This window comes from Xanthomonas hydrangeae (assembly GCF_032697525.1).
GTDB lineage: Bacteria > Pseudomonadota > Gammaproteobacteria > Xanthomonadales > Xanthomonadaceae > Xanthomonas > Xanthomonas hydrangeae.
On record NZ_CP103836.1, the window covers coordinates 2,636,996 to 2,663,908 of the forward strand.

General features: G+C 64.9%; 17 protein-coding genes. 12 read left to right on the forward strand and 5 right to left on the reverse strand.

Features of this window, described 5'->3' with window-relative positions:
• The first annotated feature begins 17 nt into the window (after positions 1-17).
• From NYR97_RS10970 to hglS, 4 genes are all read left to right on the forward strand, one after another.
• Complete coding sequence (locus NYR97_RS10970) at positions 18-776, forward strand: HAD family hydrolase (RefSeq protein WP_316697941.1); 759 nt, start codon at positions 18-20, stop codon at positions 774-776.
• Positions 777-884: 108 nt separating this feature from the next.
• Complete coding sequence (locus NYR97_RS10975) at positions 885-1,472, forward strand: hypothetical protein (RefSeq protein WP_316697942.1); 588 nt, start codon at positions 885-887, stop codon at positions 1,470-1,472.
• 167 nt (positions 1,473-1,639) lie between these two features.
• Positions 1,640-2,263 (forward strand): hypothetical protein, encoded by a 624-nt coding sequence (locus NYR97_RS10980; protein ID WP_316697943.1) that lies wholly within the window; start codon positions 1,640-1,642, stop codon positions 2,261-2,263.
• 331 nt (positions 2,264-2,594) lie between these two features.
• Positions 2,595-3,962: a 2-oxoadipate dioxygenase/decarboxylase HglS gene (gene hglS, locus NYR97_RS10985; protein ID WP_316697945.1), complete on the forward strand. Its 1,368-nt coding sequence runs from the start codon at positions 2,595-2,597 to the stop codon at positions 3,960-3,962.
• Positions 3,963-4,837: 875 nt separating this feature from the next.
• Here the strand turns inward: hglS and NYR97_RS10990 are convergent.
• From NYR97_RS10990 to NYR97_RS11000, 3 genes are all read right to left on the reverse strand, one after another.
• Positions 4,838-7,978, reverse strand: a complete 3,141-nt coding sequence (locus tag NYR97_RS10990; protein ID WP_316692922.1) for an efflux RND transporter permease subunit — start codon at positions 7,976-7,978, stop codon at positions 4,838-4,840.
• Between the two features lie 133 nt (positions 7,979-8,111).
• A complete protein-coding gene (locus NYR97_RS10995; protein WP_316692923.1) occupies positions 8,112-11,360 on the reverse strand; it encodes an efflux RND transporter permease subunit in 3,249 nt (1,082 codons plus the stop codon).
• 93 nt (positions 11,361-11,453) lie between these two features.
• Positions 11,454-12,698, reverse strand: a complete 1,245-nt coding sequence (locus NYR97_RS11000) for an efflux RND transporter periplasmic adaptor subunit (protein WP_316692924.1) — start codon at positions 12,696-12,698, stop codon at positions 11,454-11,456.
• Positions 12,699-12,954: 256 nt separating this feature from the next.
• Here NYR97_RS11000 and NYR97_RS11005 point away from each other — a divergent pair, with 256 nt between their 5' ends.
• The 7 genes from NYR97_RS11005 (at position 12,955) to NYR97_RS11035 (ending at position 21,993) form a co-directional block, all read left to right on the forward strand.
• The gene (locus NYR97_RS11005; RefSeq protein ID WP_316692925.1) at positions 12,955-14,271 is read left to right on the forward strand and encodes a M20 family metallopeptidase; all 1,317 of its coding nucleotides are present in this window, start codon (positions 12,955-12,957) and stop codon (positions 14,269-14,271) included.
• Positions 14,272-14,447: 176 nt separating this feature from the next.
• Positions 14,448-15,263: an NADPH-dependent 7-cyano-7-deazaguanine reductase QueF gene (gene queF / locus NYR97_RS11010; RefSeq protein WP_316692926.1), complete on the forward strand. Its 816-nt coding sequence runs from the start codon at positions 14,448-14,450 to the stop codon at positions 15,261-15,263.
• 103 nt (positions 15,264-15,366) lie between these two features.
• A complete protein-coding gene (locus NYR97_RS11015; RefSeq protein WP_104549983.1) occupies positions 15,367-15,660 on the forward strand; it encodes a LysM peptidoglycan-binding domain-containing protein in 294 nt (97 codons plus the stop codon).
• Between the two features lie 94 nt (positions 15,661-15,754).
• On the forward strand, positions 15,755-16,309 hold the full coding sequence (locus NYR97_RS11020) for a RodZ family helix-turn-helix domain-containing protein (RefSeq protein WP_023905004.1): 555 nt from the start codon (positions 15,755-15,757) through the stop codon (positions 16,307-16,309).
• A gap of 421 nt (positions 16,310-16,730) precedes the next feature.
• Positions 16,731-18,962 carry an NADP-dependent isocitrate dehydrogenase gene (locus NYR97_RS11025; RefSeq protein WP_316692927.1) on the forward strand — a complete coding sequence of 744 codons (2,232 nt, stop codon included), beginning with the start codon at positions 16,731-16,733 and terminating at the stop codon, positions 18,960-18,962.
• A gap of 345 nt (positions 18,963-19,307) precedes the next feature.
• Positions 19,308-21,047, forward strand: coding sequence for a bifunctional isocitrate dehydrogenase kinase/phosphatase (gene aceK / locus NYR97_RS11030; RefSeq protein ID WP_205392722.1), 1,740 nt, complete (start codon positions 19,308-19,310; stop codon positions 21,045-21,047).
• Between the two features lie 61 nt (positions 21,048-21,108).
• On the forward strand, positions 21,109-21,993 hold the full coding sequence (locus NYR97_RS11035; RefSeq protein WP_316692928.1) for an energy transducer TonB: 885 nt from the start codon (positions 21,109-21,111) through the stop codon (positions 21,991-21,993).
• A gap of 473 nt (positions 21,994-22,466) precedes the next feature.
• Here NYR97_RS11035 and rho read toward each other — a convergent pair whose 3' ends face one another.
• Entirely contained in the window at positions 22,467-24,368 is a 1,902-nt protein-coding gene (gene rho, locus NYR97_RS11040; protein ID WP_316692929.1) for a transcription termination factor Rho, read from the reverse strand.
• A 219-nt stretch (positions 24,369-24,587) separates the two neighbouring features.
• Entirely contained in the window at positions 24,588-24,929 is a 342-nt protein-coding gene (gene trxA / locus NYR97_RS11045) for a thioredoxin TrxA (RefSeq protein ID WP_205392719.1), read from the reverse strand.
• A 198-nt stretch (positions 24,930-25,127) separates the two neighbouring features.
• On the opposite strand from trxA, the gene rhlB reads away from it, so the two are divergent.
• The gene (gene rhlB / locus NYR97_RS11050) at positions 25,128-26,861 is read left to right on the forward strand and encodes an ATP-dependent RNA helicase RhlB (RefSeq protein ID WP_316692930.1); all 1,734 of its coding nucleotides are present in this window, start codon (positions 25,128-25,130) and stop codon (positions 26,859-26,861) included.
• The last annotated feature ends 52 nt before the right edge of the window (positions 26,862-26,913 follow it).

Consider the following 26,913-nt stretch of genomic DNA (forward strand, 5'->3'; position numbering starts at 1 on the left):
GCTGCTAGACTTGTGCGATGACCTCTTTTGCACAGCGCGACGGCCAGGCGATCCAACTGGTCGGCTTCGATGGCGACGATACCCTCTGGAAGAGCGAGGACTATTACCGCAGCGCCGAAGCGGATTTCGAAGCGATTCTGGCCGATTATCTGGACCTGGGCGACAGCCGCATGCAGCAGCATCTGCTGGCGGTGGAGCGGCGCAATCTCAAGGTGTTCGGTTACGGCGCCAAGGGCATGACGTTGTCGATGATCGAAACCGCGATCGAGCTGACGCAGGCGCGCATTGCCGCGCGCGACATCCAGCGCATCGTCGAGATCGGCCGCGCCACGCTGCAGCACCCGGTGGAGGTGATTGCCGGCGTACGCGAGGCGGTCAGCGCGATTGCGTCCGACTATGCGGTGGTGCTGATCACCAAGGGCGATCTGTTCCATCAGGAGCAGAAGATCGAGCAGTCCGGTCTGGCCGATCTGTTTCCGCGCGTCGAAGTGGTCTCCGAAAAAGACCCCAAGACCTATGCGCGCGTGCTGGGCGAGTTCGAGCTGCCGGCGCAGCGCTTTGTGATGATCGGCAATTCGTTGCGTTCGGATGTGGAGCCGGTGCTGGCCATCGGTGGCTGGGGCATCTACACCCCTTACGCGGTGACCTGGGCGCACGAGCAGGAGCACGGCGTGGCCGCCGACGAGCCACGGATGCACGAAGTGCCCGATGCGGCCGGCTGGCCTGCGGCGGTGCAGGCGCTGGATGCATTGGCCCGGCAGCACGCGCTAAGCTAAAGGCGGCGAACAAAATCACTGCAGATGCAACAGGCGGGCACGCTGAGGTGCTCTAGCAACAGGACGTTTCCGGCCGGGCACAGGCATGGCCGACCTTAGGGATCACCAATGCACATGTTGTCGTTTACCTATCGCACCAGCTTGGCCCTGTTGTTGGGTCTGCTAGTGGGTACGCTGCCGCTGGTAGCTGCCGAGCTCGAAGAAGAAGTCATCAACCCCAGCGAAGTGATCTTCCGCGACGGCCAGCCGTACTACGACGATGGCGGCGACTATGTTCGCCTGCGCACGCGTCGGGAGGGTGGGGAGTTGGTGTATTTCCGCACGGTGCGCTTCGACCGTGAGCAAGGCTATGTGGATGCCCACGGCCAGAGTATCGCGACCCTGCAGACCCGGCCGAATGGGCGCGATGGCAATGCTGCATTCGCGGCCGACCGGTATTCGGACGATCGCTACGGTGGATACGTCGGCGATGGCAGCGGATATCCGGGATACGGCGCCGGACTGCGGCTGGGTGCATCGCGTAACCGTCCCTACGGGCAGATTTACTACGGCAACGGGCTGTACGGCCCTGACCCCTACAGCAGCCCGCACAACCGCGATGCGCGGCAGCGTTACATCGGTCCGGGCTATGTTGGGTCTTGCGACCTGACCGGTTGCCGCGAAGTGCATCACATCGGTTTTTACGATCTGCGCTGAGCGCAGATCACTCCTGCGCCAACCGGCGCAGGTGCATTGTCGACGCGCGGTGCGACCTGCACCACGTGCCTGTTCTGAAGTCTGGGCGCGCCACCCTGCTTGCCTGACGACTGTTGGCCACGCGTGACATGGCGCAGCGCTGCGATCGGCCTGACACCGGCGCGGGCATGCGGCATCATCGGCACATGCGTTTACTGCCCACTGCCCTGTTGCGATCTCTGCCATTGCTGATGGCGTTGCTGTTGCCGATATTGGCGGCAGCGCAGACCTCGCCTGCGGCAACGCCGGCGTCCGGTGCTGCGGCAGAGCCGGTGGCGCCGGCGGTGATCCCCGGCACTGGCGATGCGTGGGTGGACCAGCATCTGGCCGACATGGGCAGCTATGTGCAGCGCTATCCGGACAGCTTTATTGCCGAAGTGGCGCGCTACACCGGCACCCCCCGCGGTTACGTGCAGGCGTTGCTGCAGGTGCATGGCTGGCATGCGGGCGATATCTATTTCGCCTGTTTCTGGGCGCAGACGCTGCAGTTGTCCTGTCGCGACGCGGTGCGTGCGTACAGCCGCGACCATCACGATGGCTGGCAAGGCGTGGTCACGCGGCTGTCGGCCAGCCCGGACAGCGCGCACATGCGTGCGCTGCGACATGCCATCGTCGCCAGCTACGACCGCTGGGAGCGGCCGATCACGCTGGATGCGCTGCTGCGTAGACAACTTGGCGACCATGCGCAACGGCTGGAGGCCGCGCGCCAGGCCAGCGAAGCGGACGAGGCGGCGGCGCAGGCCGGGCTTTAGACCGTGTGATTCCCTCCCGGCTTCCCTGAGGGGTTGGCCGTCAGTGGCACGGGGTTTTAGTGGTATGGAGCGTGCGTCGCGCGGCTTGCCTTAGCCGGCCAGCCGAGCCGGCACCACGCAGCGCCGGCTCCGCATCGCTAACGACTACCGCCTCTGATGCTGAAAGGCATTATCGGCTCTGGCGCGGCAATGCTTACGCAGTCTTCATGCCGCGCGACTGTCTGCACGCCAACGCACTCGCCCGCATGCTGCCGTGCAGCTGGTCGCCGCAGGGCAGGGTCGGCGAGAATGCGGTAACGCTGGCGTTGGCCGGCCCCGCCAAGACCAGCCCATGCGCGATACCGTGTTTGTCTCTCCCGATCACATCCGCAGCCTGTTCGCCCAGGCGATGTCTGCCATGTATCGCGCCGAGGTGCCGTTGTACGGCGAGCTGATGACGCTGGTGGCGCAGGTCAACGCCGACACCCTGAGCGCCGATCCCGCCCTGGCCGCGCGCCTGCAGCGCAACGACGAGCGCGCGCGGCTGGATCTGGAACGCCACGGCGCGATCCGGGTCGGCACTGCGCAGGAGCTAGCCACCTTGCGCCGGCTGTTTGCGGTGATGGGCATGCATCCGGTGGGCTATTACGACCTGTCGGTGGCCGGCGTGCCGGTGCATTCCACCGCGTTCCGCCCGATCGACGATGCGGCGCTGTCGGCCAATCCGTTCCGCGTGTTCACCTCGTTGCTGCGGCTGGAGTTGATCGAAGATGCCGCGCTGCGTGCGCAGGCCGAGCAGATCCTGCAGCAGCGGCAGATCTTCACCGCCGGCGCGCTGGACTCGATCGAACAGCATGAGCGTCACGGCGGGCTGGAGGCGGCGCAGGCGCAGGAATTCGTGGCGCAAGCGCTGGAAACCTTCCGCTGGCATGGCGATGCCACCGTGTCGCTGCCGACCTATCGCGCGCTGAGCGAGGCGCACAAGTTGATTGCCGACGTGGTGAGCTTCCACGGCCCGCACATCAACCATCTCACCCCGCGTACGCTGGATATCGATGCGGCGCAGGCGCAGATGCAGCGTGCCGGCATCGATGCCAAGGCGGTGATCGAAGGCCCGCCGCAGCGGCGCATTCCGATCCTGCTGCGGCAGACCAGCTTCAAGGCCCTGGAAGAGCCGGTGCGCTTTGTCGGCGACAGCGGGCTGGCCGAACATGGCACGCACACCGCGCGCTTTGGCGAGATCGAGCAGCGCGGGCTTGCGCTCACGCCGAAGGGCCGCGCGCTGTACGACGCGTTGCTGGCGCAGGCACGCGACAGCGATGGGGCCGGCAGCACCGGCACCGATTACGCCACGCGCCTGCAGACCGCGTTTGTGGCGTTTCCGGATGACGAAGCGCTGCTGCGTCAGGAAGGCCTGGGCTATTTCCGTTATGCGTTCACCGAGGCAGGCCGCGCCGATCCCGCACAGGTGGCCGCGATGCCAGCAGAAACTGCGATCGCGCTTGGCCTGGTCAGCGCCGATCCGATCATCTATGAAGATTTTCTGCCGGTGAGTGCGGCGGGTATCTTCCAGTCGAATCTCGGCGGCGCCGAACAACGCGCTTACGCCGCACATTCGAGCAAGCGCAGTTTCGAGCAGGCATTGGGCGCTCAGGTGCACGACGAATTTGCGCTGTACGCGCAGCTGGAGCGGGAGTCGCTGCAGGCGTTGGTGGTGTAAGGCAGCAACCAGGCGACAGTCTAAGGTTGCCGTGTTCCGCAGCCTCAGGTGTCGTAAGCGGTATCGTCAGCTGCAGGCACCACCAACAGCAACTAAAACAACCTCTCAAACGCTGTATCGATGGCGGCAGCGTGTCGACCACACGCCCTGTGTGGACGCATGAAGTGGTATCGGGAATGGCAGCGACGTTGGTCGGATCGAAAGTAGCTGATCAGCCGTACCCTCATCGGACGGCCGCGCAACACGCATTGCGCGCAACCACGCACACCGACCATCTCGCCTGGTCCTTGCTCGCCCACCGTCGCGGGACCTTACGCGGCATGGATGCCGCGTAAGAGCTTACAAGGACGTACTTGCGGCGTGTCCTGCGATGGTAGGCGGGCAAGGGCCCTGCAGCCAACCCGCAAATCATCCGCTCTGCAACCAACCAATCCACACCGTTCGATTACATCTCAAGGCGACCGGGATCTTGAGCTTCAGCATTGCTTGGATGTTCCGAACCCGAGTGCGTCGAGGGCGCGATGCGCTCACCGCTTGCGGGACACGCCGTGAATCCATCCCTGGAGGCTCGGTGGCGGCATCCATGCCGCCACACGGTCCCGCAATCGGCGAGCGCATCGCACCAGAGAGTTCATCGGTAGCTTTGTTTAAAACCCTGCACACCGACACTCTCGACTGGTCCTTGCCCGCCTACCGTCGCAGGACCTTACGCGGCATGGATGCCGCGTAAGAGCTTACAAGGACGTACTTGCAGCGTGTCCTGCGATGGTGGGCGGGCAAGGGCCCCTGCAGCCAAGCTGCAGATCATCCGCTCCACAACCGCGACGCATCCACACCGTTCAATCACTTCTCTACGGTCTTTTGTCAGCTACGGCTCAGTGCGCCGAGGCTGCCGGGCGCCGTGCTGCCGCGCGTTCTGCACGGCGTGCGCGCGCACGCGCGCGACGCGCCTTCCAGCGCTCGCTCAGGCAGGAAAAGATCACATACAGCGCCGGGGTGCTGAGCAAGGTCAGGCTCTGCGAGAAGATCAGCCCGCCGATCATCGCGATGCCCAGCGGGCGGCGCAGTTCCGAACCTTCGCCCAGGCCAACGGCCAGCGGCACCGCGGCCAGGATCGCCACCATGGTGGTCATCATGATCGGGCGGAAGCGCACGATCGAGGCCTCGCGCGCGGCCGCGCGCGCATCCATGCCGTGCACGCGCTGCGCCACCAGCGCGAAGTCGATCATCATGATCGCGTTCTTCTTGACGATGCCGATCAGCAGCACCAGCGCGATCATCGAGATCACCGACAACTCGGTGTTGGTGAGGAACAACGCCAGCAGCGCGCCCACGCCGGCGGCCGGCAGCGTGGACAGAATGGTCACCGGGTGGATCAGGCTCTCGTACAGCATGCCCAGCACGATGTAGACGGTGAGCACCGCAGCCAGCAGCAGTACGCCCATCGAATTGGGGCTGAGCTGCACGTTGAAACTGTCGTCGCCGCTGAGACGAATGCCGTCGGGCATGCGCAAGCCTTCCACGGTGGACTTGATGATCAGGTCCGCCTCGCCGGTGCTCACGCCCGGTGCCAGGTTGTAGCTCAGGTCCATCGTGGTGTACTGGTTTTCATGGATGATCTGCGGCGGCGCCAGGCCCGGTACCTGGGTGGCGACCGACGTGATCGGCACCATCAGGCCGGCACGGTTGGGCACGAACACCTGATCCAGCGCCTTGGGCGTGGCCGTCTGCGAGGGCAACGCATTGACCACCACGCTGTACTGGTTGAGATCCGAATAGATGGTGGAAATGGAGCGCTGGCCGAACGCGCCATATAGCGCCCCATCGATCGCACCGACCGAGATGCCCAGCCGCGCAGCCTTGGCACGGTCGATCACGATGTTCTGGCGCAGGCCCGAGGTGTCCACGTCGGTGCCGACATCGCGCAGGCGCGGATTCTTCTTCAACGCGGTCTGCAGCTTGGGCAGCCATTCCTGCAGCTGCGCCAGATCGTTGCCCTGCAGCGACACGCGGTATTGCGCGCCCTGGCTGGTGCCGCCGCCGCCATCGCTGGGAAGGTCCTGGATGGCGCGCAGGCGCAGATCCAGATCCGGGTAGCGGTCGGCTTTGGCGCTGAGCCGTGCGACCACCTGCGCGGTGGTGTCGCGGCGGCCTTCATCGCGTTTTTTCAATTCGATATTGAACGAGGCGCTGGAGCCCTGGCGGCCGGAACCCAGCCGCGCGCCGACGGTCTTCACTGCCGGGTCGGCCATCAGCATGTCGGTGATGCGGCGCTGGCGGCTGACCATGTCGGCAAACGACACCGTGGCGCTGGAATTGGCACGGCCCCAGATCAGGCCGGTGTCCTGCGCGGGGAAGGAGCCCTTCTTGACCGCACCGCCTAGAAAAATGGTGGCAGCAATCAACAGCAAGGGCGTCAGCGACAACAGCAAGGCGTGCCGCAGCGAGAAATCCAGCGCCACCGTGTACACCGCCAGCATGCGCTCGTGGATGCGGTCCAGCCAGGCGCCGAAACGGCCAGGTTTTTCCGGTTCGGTATGTGCGGACAGGAAGCGGCTGCACAACGCTGGCGTCAAGGTCAGCGACACCAGCATCGACACCACGATCGCCGCCACCAGGGTCACGGTGAACTCACGGAAGAACGCACCGACCATGCCGCTGGCAAACAGCATCGGAATGAACACCGCCACCAGCGAGGCGGTGATCGAGACGATGGTGAAACCGATCTCGCGCGCACCGGCCAGTGCGGCATCCAGGCGCGGCATGCCTTCGTCCAGATGGCGCATGATGTTTTCGATCACCACGATCGCATCGTCGACCACAAAGCCAATGGCGATCACCAGCGCCAGCAGGCTGAGGTTGTTCAAGGTGAAGCCCAGCATGTACATCACCAGCGCCGAGCCGGCCAGCGACAGCGGCACGGTGACCGCCGCGATCAACGTCGGCGCCAGGCGGCGCAGGAACAGCGCCATGGTCAGGATCACCATCACCAGGCTGATCATCAGCGTGGCCTGCACCTCGTGCAGCGAGGCGCGGATGGTGGGGGTGCGGTCGAAGTAGGGCGTGAGTTTGGTGCCGGGCTGCAGGTAGGCGCGCAGCCCGGGAATCTGTGCCTTCACCTGGTCCACGGTTTCGACGATGTTGGCGCCGGCGCGGGTGAAGGCGTACATCACCACGGCGGGTTTGCCGTCGAACCAGGCCGCTTGATAGGCATCCTGCTGGCCGTCGTAGACGGTGGCCACATCGCCCAGCCGCACGATGCGCCCGTTGGACTGGGTGGAGATCGCCAGCTGTGCGAAATCGGCGGCCTTGGCCACCGAATCGTTGGCCACGATCGCCATGGTGGTGTTGCCGTCGGACAGGAATCCGGTCGGCGAGGTGACGTTGGCCGCGCGTACCGCGTTGCGCAGATCGTCCGGGGTCAGGCCCAGCGCATTGAGCGCGCGCAGGTCCATGTCCACGCGGACCGCCGGCGTGGAAGCGCCGGCGATGTCGACCGAGCTGATGCCGGTGATCTGGCGCAGCCGCTGCGCCAGCAGCGAGTCGGCCACGTTGTAGAGCTCATCGGCCGATTGCGTGTCCGAGGTCAGCGCGATGGCGATGACCGGGTCGTCGTTCGGATTGGCTTTCGAATAGATCGGCGTGCCGAGCCCGGAGGGCAGGTCCGATTGCGAGGAGTTGATGGCGGTCTGCACGTCCTGCGCGGCCGAATCGATGTTGCGATTGCTCTGGAACACCAGCACCACCAGGCTGCTGCTCTCCGAACTGGAGGAGCGCATGCGGTCGATACCGGGCAGCTGGCCCAGATGCCGTTCCAGTGGCGCAGTGACGGTGGAGGCCATGGTGCTGGCATCGGCGCCGGACTGCGTGGCGTGCACGAAGATCACCGGAATCTGGATGTTCGGCAATGCCGCCACGCCCAGCCGCAGATAGCACATCAATCCGATCACGAACAAACCGATCGCCAGCAACGAGGTGCCGATCGGGCGCTTGATGAAGGGGGCGGAGATGTTCATGGGGTGACTGCCGGGAATCGGGATTCGGGATTCGGGAATCGGGAAAGGCAACAGCCAGCGCAGCTGCCATGCGTGCGCGCGGGAAGGCGGTGCCGTGGGCAGGTAGACCGATCAGCCATCGCTGCGCCGGTCATCATGCCGGGCGCTCCGAGGTGGAGGCCGGGGGCACGCCGTCGCGGCGGGCGGCACGGCGCGCACGCCAATCGCGCACGCGCTCGCCGGCGCGTTCCATGTACAGATAGATCACCGGCGTGGTGTACAGCGTCACCAGCTGCGAGAGCAACAGGCCGCCGACGATGGCGATGCCCAGCGGACGCCGCAGTTCCGAGCCGATGCCGGTGCCCAGCGCCAGCGGCAGCGCGCCCAGCATCGCGGCGGCGGTGGTCATCATGATCGGGCGGAAACGCAGCAGGCAGGCGCGCCGGATCGCTTCGTGCGCGTTGGCGCCTTCGCGGCGTGCGTCGATGGCGAAGTCGATCATCATGATCGCGTTCTTCTTGACGATGCCGATCAGCAGCACGATGCCGACGATGCCGTCCACCGACAGGCTCAGCCCGCACATCATCAACGCCAGCAGCGCGCCGACACCGGCCGGCGGCAGCGTGGAGATGATCGTCAGCGGGTGGATGTAGCTCTCGTAGAGCACGCCCAGCACGATGTAGATCACCACGATCGAGGCCAGCAGCAGCCACACGATATCGGTCTGGCTGCCGGTGAATTCGGCCGCCTTGCCGACGAACTCGGCATGTACCTGGGTCGGAATCTTGAGGTCTTCGCGCGCCTGTTCGATCGCTTCCACCGCCTGCGACAGCGAATGGCCCGGCGCCAGATTGAACGAGACCGTGACCGCCGGCAGCTGTTGTTGGTGGCTCACCACCAACGGCGTGTTGGTGACCTTGGCCTCGGCCAATGCAGCCAGCGGGATGATGCTGCCGGCGCCGACCACGATGCCGGTGTTCTGCGCGCCCACACCGGTGGCGGTGGACGAGTTGGACGAGCTCACCTGACCGAAGCTGGTCGCATTGGTGCCGGTCAACGCGCCGCTGCCGTTGCTGGCCACCGCCAGCTGATTCATCAATGCGGTGCTGCTGCGGAATTCCGGCGCCACTTCCAGCACGACGCGGTACTGATTGAGCTCGGTGAAGATGGTGGAGATCTGGCGTTGGCCGAAGGCGTCGTACAGCGTGTCGTCGATGGTCTGCATCGGCACGCCGAGCATGCTGGCCTTGTCGCGGTCGATGGTCAGTTCCAGCGCGCGCCCCTGGTTGGCCAGGTTGTTGTCCACATCCGCCAGCTCGGGCAGCTTGCGCATCGCCTCGGTCATGCGTGCGGCCCAGGTGGCCAGCTCGGCGCTGTCCACATCCGACATCGAGTACTGATACTCGGTGGCGGCTACGCGGGTGTCGAGGGTGACGTCCTGCACCGGCTTGAGGAACAGCGCCACGCCCGGAATGCCGGACACCGCTTTTTGCAGGCGCGGCAGCACCTCATCCAGGCTGTCGCGGTCGCCGCGCGTCTTCAGCACGATCGAGAGCTGGCCCTGGTTGATGGTCGGGTTCATCGAGCCGGCGCCGATGAAGGCCGCCACACCGGTCACTGCCGGGTCTTTCTGCAGCGCCGCGGCCACCGCCTGGGTGCGCTGCTGCATCTGCGGGAAGGCCACGTTCTGATCGGCCTGCACCACGCCGGTGATCAAGCCGGTGTCCTGCTCCGGCAGCAGGCCTTTAGGAATGGCGATGTACAGCACCACGGTCAGCGCCACCGCACCGATCGCCACTGCCAAAGTCAGCGGCTGATGCGCCAGGACCCAGTCCAGGCTGCGCTCGTAGGTGCCCACCGTGCGCGTCCATAAGTTGGTCTTGCCGGCGGCAGCGGCGCGCTCGTGCGCGTCCTCACCCTCGGGCAAGGCATCGGGCTTGAGCAGGTAGGCACACATCATCGGCGTCAGCGTCAGCGACACCAGCATCGAGATCGTCACCGCAATCGACAGCACCCACGCAAACTCATGGAACAGGCGCCCGGTGACACCCGGCATCAGCAGCAGCGGCAGGAACACCGCCACCAGCGACACGGTCAGCGACAACACGGTGAAGCCGATCTGCTTGGCGCCTTCTTCCGCCGCTTCCGGCCCGCTCTTGCCTTGTTCGATGTAGCGCACGATGTTTTCGATCATCACGATCGCATCGTCGACCACGAAACCGGTCGCCACCACCAGCGCCATCAGCGACAGGTTGTCCAGCGACATGCCGGCAAACGCCATCACCCCGAAGGTGCCGGCCAGCGACAGCGGCACCGCCACCGAGGGAATGATGGTGGCCCACAGCCGGCGCAGGAACACGAAGATCACCGCCACCACCAGGAAGATGGTCAACACCAGGGTGAACTTCACTTCATGCACGGAGGCGCGGATGGTTTCGGTGCGGTCGGCGAACACTTCCAGATGCACATCGGCCGGCAATACCGACTGCAGCTGCGGCAGGATGCTGCGGATCTGCTCCACCGTCTGCACGATGTTGGCACCGGGCTGGCGGCGGATTTCCAGCAGCACCGCCGGCTTGCCATCGGCCCAGGCGGCGAGCTGGTCGTTTTCCACACCGTCGACCACGTTGGCCACATCGGCCAGCCGCACCGGGCGGCCGTTGCTGTAGCTGATGATGGTCTCGCGGTATTGCGCCGCATCGGTGAGCTGGTCGTTGGTGCCGATGCTGTAGGACTGGGTCTTGCCGTTGAGCGAGCCCTTGGGCGCGCTGACATTGGTCTGGGTCAGCGCGCTGCGCAGCGACTCCATGGTCAGGCCCATGTTCGACAGCTGCGCCGGATTGACCTGGATACGCACGGCCGGGCGCACATTGCCGGCGATCGATACCAGCCCCACGCCCGGCACCTGCGACAGGCGCTGGGCCAGGATCGCATCGGCATAGCGGTTGACCTCGCGCAGCGGCAGCGAGTCGGAGGTGAGCTTGAGGGTCAGGATCGCCGCGTCGGCCGGATTGACCCGGTTGTAGACCGGCTGGTACGGCAGCGACGAGGGCAGGGTGGCCTGACGGATCGCCGCCTGCACATCCTGCGCGGCGATGTCGATGTCGCGGTCCATCGAGAACTGCAGAATGATCGTGGACAGGCCTGCCGACGAATCGGAGGTCATCATCTGCAGCCCGGAGATCTGCCCGAGCTGGCGCTCCAGCGGTGTGGTCACCAGCGAGGCCATGGTGGTCGCATTGGCGCCGGGGTACTGGGTGGAGACGACCAGGCTGGGGGCGTCGATTTCCGGCAGTGCGGAGACCGGCAGTTGCCGGTAGCCCAGGATGCCCAGCAGCAGGATGCCCGCCATCAGCAACGAGGTGGCGATGGGACGGCGGATGAAGATGGTCGAAAAGCCCACGGGGGGAATCCTTGCTGAAGACGTCAATCGGTGCCGGCGCGCAATGCGCCGACGCGCACCGGCGACGGAAATCCCGTCGCCGATGGTCGCGAGTTAGCGCGGGCCGCCGCCGCCGCGTCGGCCGCCGGCGCCGCCGCGTTCCTGCTTGTCCTGCACGGCCTTGAGTTCGGCCTCGGTGGGCTCGGGCGGTGTCTCGCCCGGCTTGAGCGCGCTGACCTTGCTGCCCGGCTTCAAGCGGAACTGGCCTTCGGTCACCACCCGCTCGCCCTGCTTGAGCCCCTTGGTGATCTGCACGTGGCTGTCGTCCACCTCGACGCCCTGCACCACGGTGCGCATCTGCGCGGTGTTGTCGCTGCCCACCACGTACACGTAATCGCCGTCCGGGCCGCGCTGCACGGCCTGGGTCGGCACCACGGTGCCGCCGGAGATGGTGCGCAGCTGCAGGCGCACGTTGACGAACTGGCCCGGCCACAACGCGTTGTCGGCGTTGTCGAAGATCGCGCGTGCGCCGAAGGTGCCGCTGTCGGCGGCGATGCGGTTGTCGATGACGTCCAGCTTGCCGTCGCCGCTGATGATGTGCGCATCGCCGCGATCCAGCGCCGCCACGCCCAACGGTGCGGCCGCCTGACCGCTGCGCACCGCCTGCAGCTCGCGCTCGGGCAGGTTGAAGGACACGTAGATCGGGCGGATCTGGGTCAGGGTGACGATGGTGGAGGTGCTGCTGACGATATTGCCCACGTCCACACCGCGGATGCCGGCAATGCCGTCGATCGGCGCCAGGATGCGGGTGAACTGCAACTGCACCTGAGCCGCGCGCATCTGCGCATCGTTGGCCGACACCGCTGCCTCGTACTGCGCCACCTGGTTGCGCTGGGTGTCCAGATCGGTGCGCGAGACGTACTGCTTGTAGGCCGGATCGTTGGAGCGCTGGTAGTTGACCCGCGCGGTGGCCAGCAGCGCCTGATTCTGGCGCTTGGCCGCCAGCGACTGGTCATAGCTGGCCTGCAGGCTGCGTGGATCGATCTGCGCCAGCAGCTGGCCCTTCTTCACTTCCTGGCCCTCCTGGAAATTCAGGCTCATCAGCTGGCCGCCGACCTGCGGGCTGACCGTGACCGTGTTGAGCGCGGTGACCGTGCCCAACGCGCTGGCGTAGACCGGCACATCCTGGGTGGTGGCGGCCACCACCGTGACCGGCACCGGGCCGTGGTCTTCGGTGCCGCTGCCGTCCGGCGCGCCCGCGCGCTTGCCGTGATTGCCCCCACCGAACATGCGCATTGCAACGAACACCACGACAAGCACCGCTACGACCAGCAGTGTGATCTTCCAAAAACGCGACATGCGACAACTCCTGAGGGCGGGCCGGGCGCTGATGCGACCGTGGGGCAGCTGTGCGAAGCATATCGTTGCGCCCCACCAATTGAGCGTTACTGAAGTAACGGCTCGCCAGGCGAAACGGCCACGACGTTCACAGATGCAGTACAGCGGCAACGCACCACGGTCGCCACGGTTGACCGGCGGGCTGAATCGGGCACCACCGCAGCCCGCCAGCTGCGCGGGTGCACTACATTAAGCAACCATCTTTAGAGGATTCTCGATGCGCCCCTCCCGCCTGCTGACCAGCGCGCTGTTGCTCGCCCTGCCCACGCTCGCCGCCGCCCAGGCCGCGCCCCGGCCCGAAGTGCAGGCTGCCGCCGCGCCGTTGCAGACCAAGCTGGTGCAGTGGCGCCGCGACTTCCATCAGCATCCGGAACTGTCCAACCGCGAGGAGCGCACCGCCGCCACGGTGGCCGCGCAGCTGCGCAAGCTCGGCCTCAAGCCGCGCACCGGCATCGCCCATCACGGCGTGGTGGCCATCATCAAGGGCGGCAAGCCGGGTCCCAAGATCGCCTTGCGCGCGGATATGGACGCCCTGCCGGTGAAAGAGCAGACCGGGCTGCCGTTCGCTTCCAAAGCCACTGCCGAGTACCGCGGCGAACAGGTCGGGGTGATGCACGCCTGCGGCCACGACGCGCATACCGCGATCCTGCTCGGCGTGGCCGAAGCGCTGGTGGGCATGCGCGACCAGTTGCCCGGCGAAGTGATGCTGATCTTCCAGCCCTCCGAAGAAGGCGCACCCGGCAACGAAGAGGGCGGCGCCTCACTGATGCTCAAGGAAGGGCTGTTTGCCGACTACAAGCCGCAGGCGGTGTTCGGCCTGCATGTGTTCTCCAGCGTGCAGGCCGGCAAGATCGCGGTGCGTAGCGGCCCGCTGATGGCCGCCTCGGATCGGTTCGCGATCAAGATGATCGGCCGCCAGACGCATGGCTCGGCGCCGTGGAACGGCATTGACCCGATCGTGGCCAGTGCCGACATGATCGGCGCTGCGCAGACCGTGATCAGCCGCCGCGCCAACCTGTCCAAGCAGCCGGCGGTGCTGAGCTTCGGCGCGATCAAGGGCGGCATCCGCTACAACATCATCCCCGACGACGTGGACATGGTCGGCACCATCCGCACCTTCGACGAAGCCATGCGCCAGCAGATCTTCGCCGACCTCAAGACCGTGGCCGAACACACCGCCGCCGCCCACGGGGCCACCGTCGAGGCACAGGTGCCGGACCAGCCCGGCAACCCGGCCACGGTCAACGACCCGGCGCTGACCGCCAGGATGCTGCCCAGCCTGCAGGCCGTGGTGGGCGCCGACAATGTCTACGAACCGCCGCTGCAGATGGGCGCGGAAGACTTCTCGTTCTATGCGCAGCAGGTGCCGTCGATGTTCTTCTTCGTCGGCTCCACCGCCAAGGGCATCGACCCGGCGACCGCGCCCAGCAACCATTCGCCGCAGTTCCTGCTCGACGAGTCGTCGCTGGATGTGGGTTTGCGCGCGCTGTTGCAGGTGTCGCTGGATTATCTGCATCAGGGTGAGGCTGGCTGAAACCGGGATTCGTGATTGGGGATTAGGGATTCGTGTGCAAGTGCACGATCCCCGCTGTTCATTGGCGGTGATTTGGGCGGCGGGCTGTGTGAAGCCCGCTGCTTCTGTTTGCCCAGGCGGTCGCTCCGGCGTCGCCATACACCTCACGGCCAGCCCGCTCGCCCTAAAATGGCGGCATGAATACCCCAGAAGATTCCTCCCTCGGTCGTGAGGTCGCTTACCCCAGCGGCTACGATCCGTCGCTGTTGTTTCCGATTCCGCGCGCGGCCGGGCGCGAGGCGATCGGCCTGATCGGGGCCTTGCCCTTCATTGGCCGCGATCGCTGGCACGCCTATGAACTCGGCTGGCTCGATGCACAGGGCAAACCCTGCGTGGCCACCGCCACCTTGCATGTGCCCAGCGATTCGCCGTCGTTGATCGAATCCAAGTCGCTCAAGCTGTATCTCAATTCGCTTAACGCCACCCGCTTCAATAGTGCCGAAGCGGTGCGCACGCGTATTGCCTCCGACCTGTCCACGCGCGCCGGTGCCGATGTGGCGGTGGAATTCGGTCTGCCGCCGATCGATGCGGTGGGCGAGGGCGAATCGATCGACGCGCTGGATGTCAGCATCGACGACTACGGCCCGCCCAATGCCGCCTATCTAACCTCGCACGCACAACTAATCGTGGAAGAAGTGCTGACCTCGGCCTTGCTCAAATCCAATTGCCCGGTCACCGGTCAGCCGGATTGGGCCAGCGTCACGCTGCGCTATCGCGGCGCGCCGATCGACCGCGAAGGCCTGTTGCGCTATCTGGTGAGTTTCCGCGACCACGCCGAGTTTCATGAGCAATGCGTGGAGCGCATTTTCCATGACGTGCTGATCCGCTGCGCGCCCGAGTGGTTGGTGGTGGAGGCGCGTTATACCCGTCGGGGCGGGTTGGACATCAACCCGTTGCGCAGTTCGCCCAGCGTGCCGACACCGCTGTCGATTTTCCGCGATCTGCGCCAGTAGTCGGCCGTGTTGGAGGATCGCGCCAGCTTCACGGCGGCGCGATCCACGCTTAACGGCGCTCCGCGCACCCTGCAGTCATCGTGATGCACGAAGGATGGCAGCAATGAGTGTCGACAAGAAAGCAGACTTTTCCAACGTAACCTCCTCGGTCGACAGCACCGCAGATGTCACGCCAGCGCCGGATTTTTCCAACGTCCGCAGCAGCGTGCAGAGCACGGCGCAGATCGTCGAAGAGACGGTGACCGTGCAGGCAGGCGACAGCCTTTCCAGTATTGCCAAACGCCATTATGGCGACGGCAATCTGTGGCCGCGCATTTTCGAGGCCAATCGCGAGACGCTCAAGGATCCGGACAAGATTTTTCCGGGGCAGGTATTGCACTTGCCACCGAAGGCATAAATGCGCGCCTGGTTTGGCCAGGCGCTGGCTTGGTGATCCGTTTCACTCAATGCTTTCCTCAAGAAACCCCATTCGTTTAGCCGGAGATTCATCCATGCGTACCAAATCCGTTTCAAGCACGCTCGCCATTGCTCTTGTCGGCGTGCTCGCACTATCGGGTTGCAAGAAAGAAGAAGATGCAAGCGTGTCGAAGGATCCGACCTCCGGTGCCGCCACCGAAGCGATGCCCGGCCCGGCGGGCACGCCGCCCGCAAGCGATCAAGCTGGTCAGAGTACTGCTACCGGTGCTGCCAGTACCGACAGTGCTTCCGCAACCGGTGCGGCAGTGACGGTGTCCAGCGTTGCGGTCGGTACCACTGCTGCCGCAGACAAGACGGTGACCCCGTCGGCCAATATCGGCAGCAAAGACACCATCATCGTCTCGGTGAAAACCGATGGCAGCGCGAGCAACGTGGCGGTTTCGGCCAAGCTCACCTACCAGGACGGCCAGGTCGCTGGTGAGCAGAACGCCACCTTGACTACCACCGGCGCAGAAACCACCAACCTCAGCTTCAGCAAGCCCGATGGCTGGCCGGCTGGCACCTACACCGCGCAGGTGATGGTGGATGGCAAGCCGGCGGGTAATCCGCAGACCATCACGGTCAAGTAAGAAGGAGCGCGTGCAAGCATGCTGTAGGTAGGCGCGCATGTTGGCGGAGCTGGGCGGTAACACGCTGGCCCGCCAACATTTCGCCAACAGGGCGAGCGCGTCGTCGCTGTTCTTCCAGCAAGCCATCAAGCGGTAAGCCATCAGGGCGCGATCACACGATCGCGCCCTTTTGCTGCGCCACGTTGTGACGCGACACATTCGTTACAGCTGCATCCATGTCCATTGGCCGGGTCACGGGATGGAGCATCCGCCTGTGGTCGCTTTACCCGGGCGCGGCTCAGACGCGACAATGCCGTGCTGATCCATCGCCGCGTTCTACGCGCTGGCCGATCGGCGTGCCACCAGCGACCCCCGTCGCGCACGCCAACGCCATTGCCATGGACACCGGCGCTCCTCCCGACCACAAGAGCCATCGCACCTCATGTCGAAGACACCGAAGATCCTCTACACGCTCACCGACGAAGCACCGTATCTGGCCACGCAGTCGCTGCTGCCGATCATCGCTGCCTACACCGATACCGCCGGCATCGTGGTCGAAACCCGCGATATCTCGCTGGCCGGCCGCATCCTGTCGCTGTTCCCCGAGCACCTGACCGACGCGCAGAAGATCGCCAACGACCTCGGTGAACTGGGTGCGCTGGCCACCACGCCGGAAGCCAACATCATCAAGCTGCCCAACATCAGCGCCTCGGTGCCGCAGCTCAAGGCCGCCATCATCGAACTGCAGGGCCAGGGTTATGCGCTGCCGGCGTATCCGGACACGCCCAAGGACGATGCCGAAAAAGACATCAAGGCGCGCTACGACAAGGTCAAGGGCAGCGCGGTCAACCCGGTGCTGCGCGAAGGCAACTCCGACCGCCGCGCACCGCTGTCGGTGAAGAATTACGCACGCAAGCATCCGCACCGCATGGGCAAGTGGAGCAGCGACTCCAGGTCGCACGTGGCGCACATGGACGAGGGCGACTTCTTCGGCAGCGAGCAGTCCACCACGGTGGCAGCGGCGGGCACGCTGAAGATCGAATTCGTCGGCAACGATGGCAGCACCACTGTGCTGAAGGAAAAAGTGGCGGTAAAAGCCGGCGAAATCGTCGATGCCGCCGTGTTGAGCAAGCGTGCGCTGGCCAGCTTCATCGATGCGCAGATCGCCGATGCCAAGGCCAAGGACGTGTTGTTCTCGGTGCATCTGAAAGCCACCATGATGAAGGTCTCCGACCCGGTGCTGTTCGGTGTGGTGGTCGGCGAGTTCTACAAGGACACGCTGAGCAAGCATGCCGATGCGCTTGCATCGGTCGGCTTCGATCCCAACAACGGCATCGGCGATCTGTACGCACGTATCGCCACGCTGCCGGAAGCGCAGCAGGCGCAGATCAAGGCCGATATCCAGGCCGAATACGCGCAGCGTCCGGCCCTGGCGATGGTCAATTCCGACAAGGGCATCACCAACCTGCATGTGCCCAGTGATGTGATCGTCGATGCATCGATGCCGGCGATGATTCGCGATTCGGGTCAGATGTGGAACGCCGAAGGCAAGCTGCAGGACACCAAGGCGGTGATCCCGGATCGCTGCTACGCCGATGTCTACCAGGCGGTGATCGACAATTGCAAGGCGCATGGCGCATTCGATCCGTCCACCATGGGCTCGGTGCCCAACGTCGGCCTGATGGCGCAGAAAGCCGAGGAATACGGCTCGCACGACAAGACCTTCCAGCTTCCCGCCGCCGGCACCGTCAAGGTCACCGACGACACCGGCACCACCGTTTTCGAACACGCGGTGGAAGCCGGCGATTTGTGGCGCATGTGCCAGGTCAAGGACGCACCGATCCAGGACTGGGTGAAGCTGGCGGTCGAGCGCGCACGTCTGAGCGATACCCCGGCCGTGTTCTGGCTGGACAAGGCGCGCGCGCACGACGCGCAGGTCATCGCCAAGGTCGAAACCTATCTGAAGGATCACGACACCAGCGGGCTGGATATCCGCATCCTGCCGCCGGTGGAAGCGACCACCTTCTCGCTGGAGCGCATCCGCAAGGGCCAGGACACCATCTCGGTCACCGGTAACGTGCTGCGCGATTACCTCACCGACCTGTTCCCGATCCTGGAGCTGGGCACCAGCGCCAAGATGCTGTCGATCGTGCCGCTGATGGCCGGTGGCGGTCTGTTCGAAACCGGCGCCGGTGGCTCGGCGCCCAAGCACGTGCAGCAGTTCGTCGAACAGAACAGCCTGCGCTGGGATTCGCTGGGCGAGTTCCTGGCCCTGGCCGCCTCGCTGGAGCATCTGGGCAACCGCTACGACAACCCGTCGGCCACGGTGCTGGCCAAGGCGTTGGATGTGGCCAATGGCCAGTTCCTGGACAACAACAAGTCGCCGGCGCGCAAGGTCGGTGAACTGGACAACCGCGGCAGCCACTTCTATCTGGCGATGTACTGGGCGCAGGCCCTGGCCGCACAGACCGAAGACACCGCGCTGCAGGCCAAGTTCGCGCCGCTGGCCAAGGCCCTGACCGAGAACGAAGCCACCATCGTGGCCGAGCTCAACGGCGCGCAGGGCAAGCCGGTCGAGATTGGTGGCTACTACCACCCGGACCTGGCCAAGGTCAGCGAAGCGATGCGCCCGAGCAAGACCTTCAACGACGTATTGGCGACGCTGAAGGCCTGATCCAGCGCACCGCGTATCGGTGCGCTCAGCAAGTGCGACATCCAGGGCCCGCCTCGTTCAGAGGCGGGCCTTGTCGTTTCAGCGCAATGGAGACAGCGCAACCGTCATGCATCCGGCCTTGCTGCCGCTTTGCAGTGCATTGCCCGCGGCTGGGTGTTGCCCGGTGTGGCCTTGGCTGGCGAGAGTTCTTGGCGACGTGCGCTGCCTTGCCAGGATCAGCAGGGCCGGCGCGCGCACCGCGTGCTGCGGCAGGTTGACGCGTGATGCAGGTGTTTGCCCGCTTATTACATGCTCGATCGCCCGCACTGGCTGCGCGCCGTCGCAAGTGCTGAGTACACTGCCACCATGAGCCCTGTTCCGTTACCGCCGCAGTCCGAGCGTCGCGCGCTGGCGATCGGCCGCGCCGTGTATGAAGCGTTCGAGGATTACCACGCGCGCTTTGCGCAGATCACCGCACGCGCCAAACAGCGCTTCGAGACACGCGACTGGAACGGCGCGCGCGAGGATGCGGTGGCGCGTATTGCGCTCTACGACCAGTACATCAGCGAATGCATGCTGCGGCTGCGTGCGGTGTTGCTGGGGCAGGCGCACGACCGCGCGCTGTGGATGCGCGCACGCGAGCATTACGCCGCGCTGCTGACCGGGTTGATCGATCAGGAGCTGTACAAGACCTTCTACAACACCCTGACCCGGCGTTACTTCGGCACCCATGGTGTGGATGCGGAGATCGAATTCATCGCGCTGGATATCGAGCCGACCGATGCGATCACGCTGCCGGTTGCGCGGCATACCTACGCGGTCTCGCCCGGCCGGCTGACCGACATGCTGGTGCGCGTGCTGGGCGATTATTCGTTCGATGTGGCGTACCTGCACCGCACCCGTTGCGCGGCGGCAATTGCAGTGCGGCTGCAGGACGATCTTGCGCACTGGGGCGAGCATCCTGTGCGCAGTGTGGAACTGCTGGAGACCGTGTTCTACCGCGAACGGCGCGCCTATCTGATCGGGCGCGTGTTCGGCGAACATCGCTTTTCTCCCTGCGTGATCGCACTGGTCAACGATGGTGCCGGCCTGCGTGCCGAAGCGGTGCTGACCCGGCGCAGTGATGTCGCGCAATTGTTCAGTAACTCGCGCAGTTATTTCCAGGCCGATCTAGCCACCGTCGGTGATGCAGTGGTGTTCCTGCGCAGCCTGCTGACGCACAAGCCCATCGACGAGTTGTACACGATGTTGGGGCGTGCCAAGCAGGGCAAGACCGAGCGCTATCGCACGTTTTTCAGTCATTTTCAGGCGCATCCTGCCGAGCAGCTGGTGCATGCCGATGGCACGCCGGGCATGGTCATGGTGGTGTTTACGCTGCCCAGTTATCCGCTGGTGTTCAAGCTGATCCGCGACCGCTTTGCGTATCCAAAAACCATGAGCCGCGCGCAGGTTGAAGGCAAATACGAACTGGTGTTCCAGCTCGACCGCATCGGCCGCCTGCTCGACGCGCAGCCGTACCGCTTTCTGCGCTTTCCCAAGGCGCGTTTTTCGCCGGCGTTGCTGGAAGAACTGCAGACCAGCTGTGCGATGAGTCTGAGCGAAGATGGCGCCGATGTGTTGATCGCGCTGTGCTACGTGCAGCGCCGGCTGCGCCCGCTCAATCTGTACCTGCGCGAACAACTGCCCGAGGCCGCGCATGCCGCTGCGCTGGACTACGGGCAGGCGATCAAGGACATGGCGCGCAACAACATCTTTCCCGGCGACATGCTGCTGAAGAACTTCGGCATCACCCGCCATCAGCGTGCGGTGTTCTACGACTACGACGAGCTGTGCCTGATCACCGAGTGCACGTTCCGCGATTGGCCCACGCCCACCAGTTACGAAGAACAAATGTCCGCCGAGCCCTGGTTTCATGTCGGCCCGCGCGATGTGTTTCCCGAGCGTTTTGCGCTGTTCATGGGCTTGCCGGCGTCGCAGCTGGAAGCGGTCAAGCACACGCATCCGGAACTGTTCGAGCCGCAATGGTGGCGCGATCTGCAAGCGCGACTGCGCGAAGACGATTACCCGGACACGCCGCCCTACGCGGAATCGCGAAAACTGGCCTGACGATTTACGCGTATGCACCAAGGCTGGTACAACACGCGTTCAATCACGATGGAGCGCGGTCATGCAGTGGAAGCAACGCTTGGGCCTGGGGATTTTGTTGGCAATGGCGAGTATCAACGGCGTGCAGGCACGTCCCAGTGCCGCGCAGGTGCAGGCGCAGATGGAGGCCAGCATGAATGTCGCGGGCGAATTGACGCTGACTCCGGACGGCACCGTCACGGCGGTCAAGCTCACCGACGAAGCAAGCTTGCCGCCAGTGGTCCGCGACCGCGTCAAACAATCGATCGCCTCCTGGTGCTTCGACCCTGTCAAAGACGATGGAAGCGCATTGCCCGCGCAACTACCGATGAATCTGCTGCTGGTCGCCAAGCCGGGTGACAACAACACGTATGCGGTGTCGATTCGCAGCGCGCATTTCGGCAGCCAGGAGCAAGGTGCCGCCAGCGTCGCTGCCAAGGACATGCCGCCACCGGCCTATCCTGAGCATGCGTTTCGAGAGGGTGCGACAGGGGTGGTGTATCTGCTGCTCAAGATCGGCCGCGATGGCAAGGTCGAGGATCTGGTCGCAGAGCAGGTTAACCTGACCACGCTGGCGCCGGAATCCAAGCGCGCGCGCTGGCGCAAGGCGTTTGCCGATGCCGCAATCGCCAAGGCGCAGCGCTGGACATTTGTGCCGCCCACGCAAGGCGCCGAGGCCGACGCGCCGTACTGGGTCATGCGGGTTCCGGTCACCTTCGACATCGAAACCTGGCCAGGCAATCTGACCGCTGCAAAGCAAGCCAAAAAGTGGCAATCCTATTTGCCGGGCCCGCGTCAGCCGGCGCCCTGGCACGAACAGCGCGGTGCGTCAGCATCGATCGACAGTCCGGATGCGCTACCTGGAAGTGGATTGTTCTCGGCACGCGGAGTAGGTGTGCGCCTGGTGACACCGCTGCAAGGAAGTTAAGTGCAACGCCAACATCAGAGCGGCTGGCAAACTACTTCATGCTTTTTTTTGCAGAGCGAATGATCTTGGTTATTCGCTGCGAGGCGCAGTATCTGAGGCTTGGCTGCAGGGTCCTTGCCCGCCCACCATCGCAGGACACGCCGCAAGTACGTCCGTGTAGGCTCTTACGCGGCATCCATGCCGCGTAAGGTCCCGCGACGGTGGGCGGGCAAGGACCCGTCAAGATGGTCGGTGTGCATGGTTTTTAACAAAGCAGCCGACTAACTTTCTGGTGCGGTGTCCTCGCCGGTTGCGGGACCGTGTGGCGGCATGGATGCCGCTACCAAGCCTCCATGGACGGATTCACGGCGTGTCCCGCGAGCGGTGAGGGCACCGCGCACTCGACCAACCAGGCTCGTGAATGCATCCAATCGCGCACCCACAAAAAAGCCCCGCAATGCGGGGCTTTTTCTTATCGAGAATGCCGATCGAAATCAGCGCTTCATCGAACTGAAGAACTCGTCGTTGGACTTGGTGGTCTTCATCTTGTCCAGCAGGAATTCCATCGCTGCGATTTCGTCCATCGGGTGCAGCAGCTTGCGCAGGATCCAGATCTTCTGCAGCAGCTCCGGCTCGATCAACAGATCTTCGCGACGCGTACCAGAACGGTTGATGTCGATCGCCGGGTAAACGCGCTTTTCGGTGATGCGACGGTTCAGATGCACTTCGCTGTTGCCGGTGCCCTTGAATTCTTCGTAGATCACCTCGTCCATCTTGCTGCCGGTCTCGACCAGCGCCGTGGCGATGATGGTCAGCGAGCCGCCTTCTTCGACATTACGGGCCGCACCGAAGAAGCGCTTCGGGCGATGCAATGCGTTGGCGTCCACACCGCCGGTGAGCACCTTGCCGGAGCTGGGCACCACATTGTTGTAGGCGCGTGCCAGACGGGTGATCGAGTCGAGCAGGATCACCACGTCCTTCTTGTGCTCGACCAGGCGCTTGGCCCGCTCGATCACCATTTCGGCAACCTGCACGTGACGCGCAGCCGGCTCGTCGAACGTCGAGGAGATGACCTCGCCGCGCACGGTGCGCTGCATTTCGGTCACTTCTTCCGGGCGCTCGTCGATCAGCAACACGATCATGTGCACTTCGGGATGATTGCTGGTGATGGCCGTTGCCACCTGCTGCATCATCATCGTCTTACCAGCCTTGGGCGGGGAGACGATCAGCGCACGCTGACCCTTACCCTGCGGCGCCATCAGATCCAGGATGCGGCCGGTGATGTCCTCGGTGGACCCATCGCCACGCTCCAGACGGAAACGCCGGCGCGGGAACAGCGGGGTCAGGTTCTCGAACAGCACCTTGTTCTTGCTGGCTTCCAGCGGCTCGCCGTTGATGGTGTCGACGATCGACAGCGCGAAATAGCGTTCGCCGTCCTTCGGGAAGCGGATGCGGCCGGACAGATGGTCGCCGGTGCGCAGGTTGAAGCGGCGGATCTGGCTGGGCGAGATATAGGTATCGTCCGGGCCGGCCAGGTAGCTGGCTTCTGCGGCACGCAGGAAGCCGAAGCCGTCGGGCAGGATTTCCAGCACGCCGTCGGCGGCAACGCCTTCGCCGTGGCGGGTCAGCACCTTGAGCAGAGCGAAGATCACGTCCTGCTTGCGCGCACGCGCCACGCCTTCCTGGATGTTGAGCTGATCGGCGATATCCAGCAGCTTCTGCGCCGGCATCCGCTTGAGGTCGCTCAGCGAATACACCGGGAAGCCCTCCGGCACGGCCGGATGCGGACGCGCGATGAAGGGCTCGTTGCTGCCGTCCGACGACGGCATGCCGCCACCGGTTTCATTACCGAACCGATCGCGCGGCCCACGGTCGCGGCGGTTGCGGAACCGGTCACGGCGATTGCCCTGCTGGTTCTGCCCCTGACCCTGGCCTTGCTGATTCTGGCCGGCGTTCTGACCTTGGTCTTGACCTTGACCTTGCGGCTGGCCCTGGGCCTGACCCTGGTTCTGGCCTTGACCCCGGCTCTGCGCCTGATTCTGGTTCTGCTGGTTCTGCGCCTGGTTGAAGCGCTGCTGCTGCGACTGGCCACCCTCGCGGGATTCGCCATGATTGTCGCCGCCCTGGTTGCCTTGATTGCCCTGACTGGCGCTGGGGGCGTTACCGGCATATGCGCCATCGCTGGACGTCTGCGCCGGTGCCGAATCGGCAGCGTGCGACGGTGCCTGCGGCGCACGCGGAACATCCGGTACAGGGCTGGCGGGCAAGGGCAGGTTGGGCTGCTGTGCGCCACCGTCGTCATTGGCAACGGCGGTCTTGCTCACGCGCGGCTTGCGCACGCGTTTCTCGACAGGAGCGTCGACGCTCCCGGTATCGGAAGAAGGATGATCGGACAAGTGCTTGATTCCTCGCTAAGAGTGCGAGCGCCCGGCTGGGGGGCGAACTATGGTGATGGGAGTCTAGAGAGACGTTCTAGAGGGGTACGGCGGCGCACGAACGTGCTCCGGATCGACTGACACTATCACCGCTGCGCTCAACCGCGCAAGCGTCTGCCGGGGCAGGGTTTAACTGCTGGCGAAACATCGGGGGCGCCCATCGCTGGGACGCCCGCTCGCTCAGGCGGCCGCGCCGCCCAGGGTCTTGTCGATCATCTGGGTGAGTTGGCCCTTGCCAACCGCCCCGATCTGGGTTGCCTGCACCTGCCCGTCCTTGAACAGCAGCAGCATCGGGATCGACCGCACGTGGTACTTGATGGCCAGGGCGCGGTTCTGGTCCACATTGACCTTGGCAACCTTCAGTCTGCCCTGATATGTATCGGCCAGATCGTCCAGTACCGGGGCGATCATCTTGCACGGGCCACACCATTCGGCCCAGAAATCCACCAGCACCGGTTCGCCGGATTGCAGTACAGCTGCCTCGAAGTCGGCATCGCCGACATGTTGAACCTTGTCGCTCACGTTGGGTCTCCTGGAAACCAAAACGGCCCGCCCGAACGGGCAGGCCGCTACATTGCGTTAAACTGGGGCATTGCGCGACTGAATCAAGTGTCAGTCCTGAAGCCGCGCTGTCCGCCACAACAGCCGCAGTTTGCGACGCTGTCGGCATCGATGCAAGCCGCGCCCGGGCTGCTCAGGGCGCCTCACGAAGACGGAATAATGAGCGACAAACCGCTGACCGATTTGACTTTTTCCACGTTCGACCTGCATCCGGCCCTGATCGCCGGGCTGGAGAGCGCCGGGTTCACCCGCTGTACCCCGATCCAGGCACTGACCCTGCCGGTCGCGCTGCCGGGCGGCGATGTCGCAGGCCAGGCCCAGACCGGCACCGGCAAGACGCTGGCGTTCCTGGTGACGGTGGTGAACCGCCTGCTGAACCGCCCGGCGCTGGCCGACCGCAAGCCGGAAGACCCGCGCGCGCTGATCCTGGCCCCGACCCGCGAGCTGGCGATCCAGATTCACAAGGATGCTGTCAAGTTCGGCGCCGACCTGGGCCTGCGCTTTGCGCTGGTCTACGGCGGGGTGGACTACGACAAGCAGCGCGAGCTGCTGCAGCAGGGCGTGGACGTGATCATCGCCACCCCGGGCCGGCTGATCGACTACGTCAAGCAGCACAAGGTGGTCTCGCTGCACGCCTGCGAGATCTGTGTGCTGGACGAAGCCGATCGCATGTTCGATCTGGGCTTCATCAAGGACATCCGCTTCCTGCTGCGGCGCATGCCCGAGCGCGGCACCCGCCAGACGCTGCTGTTCTCGGCCACGCTGAGCCACCGCGTGCTCGAGCTCGCCTACGAGCACATGAACGAGCCGGAAAAGCTGGTGGTCGAGACCGAGACCATCACCGCCGCGCGCGTGCGCCAGCGCATCTACTTCCCGTCCGACGAAGAGAAGCAGACGCTGCTGCTGGGCCTGCTGTCGCGCAGCGAAGGCGCGCGCACCATGGTGTTCGTCAATACCAAGGCGTTCGTCGAGCGCGTGGCGCGCACCCTGGAGCGCCACGGTTACCGGGTCGGCGTGCTGTCCGGCGACGTGCCGCAGAAGAAGCGCGAGTCGCTGCTCAACCGCTTCCAGAAGGGCCAGCTCGAAATCCTGGTCGCCACCGATGTGGCCGCGCGCGGCCTGCACATCGACGGCGTCAAGTACGTTTACAACTACGACCTTCCGTTCGATGCGGAAGACTACGTGCACCGCATCGGCCGTACCGCGCGGCTGGGCGAAGAAGGCGATGCGATCAGCTTCGCCTGCGAGCGCTATGCGATGAGCCTGCCGGACATCGAGGCCTACATCGCGCAGAAGATCCCGGTCGAGCCGGTGACCTCCGAACTGCTGATCCCGTTGCCGCGTGCCGCACGCGTGCCGGTGGAAGGCGAAGAGGTCGACGCCGACGCCGGCGACAGCGTGGGCACGATCTTCCGCGAGGCGCGCGAACAGCGTGCCGCCGAAGAGCAGCGTCGTGGCGGTGGCCGCAGCGGCCCGGGTGGCGCCTCGCGCGGCAGCAGCAGTGGTGGCGGTCGCCGTGACGGCGGCAGTGCCGATAGCAAGCCGCGTCCGCGCCGCAAGCCGCGAGTCGAAGGCGACGTTGCCGCCGAGACCGCAACCGTTGCCGCAGCCTCGGAAACGCCCGTGGTCGCAGCAGCGGCTGCGCAAGCGCCATCCACCGGCGTGGCCGATGCCGAGCGCGCACCGCGCAAGCGTCGTCGCCGCCGCAACGGTCGTCCGGTCGAAGGTGCCGAGCCAGCCGTGGCGTCCACACCGGTTGCCGCGCCGGCCGCACCGCGTAAGCCGACCCAGGTGGTCGCAAAGCCGGTGCGCAGTACGACCAAGCCGTCGGGTAGCCCGTCGCTGCTGAGCCGTATCGGCCGCAGATTGCGTTCGCTGGTCTCCGGCAACTGATCTGTTGCCGCTGCAATCGCATCGCCGGCCGTCGGCGATGCGACGCAAGCGT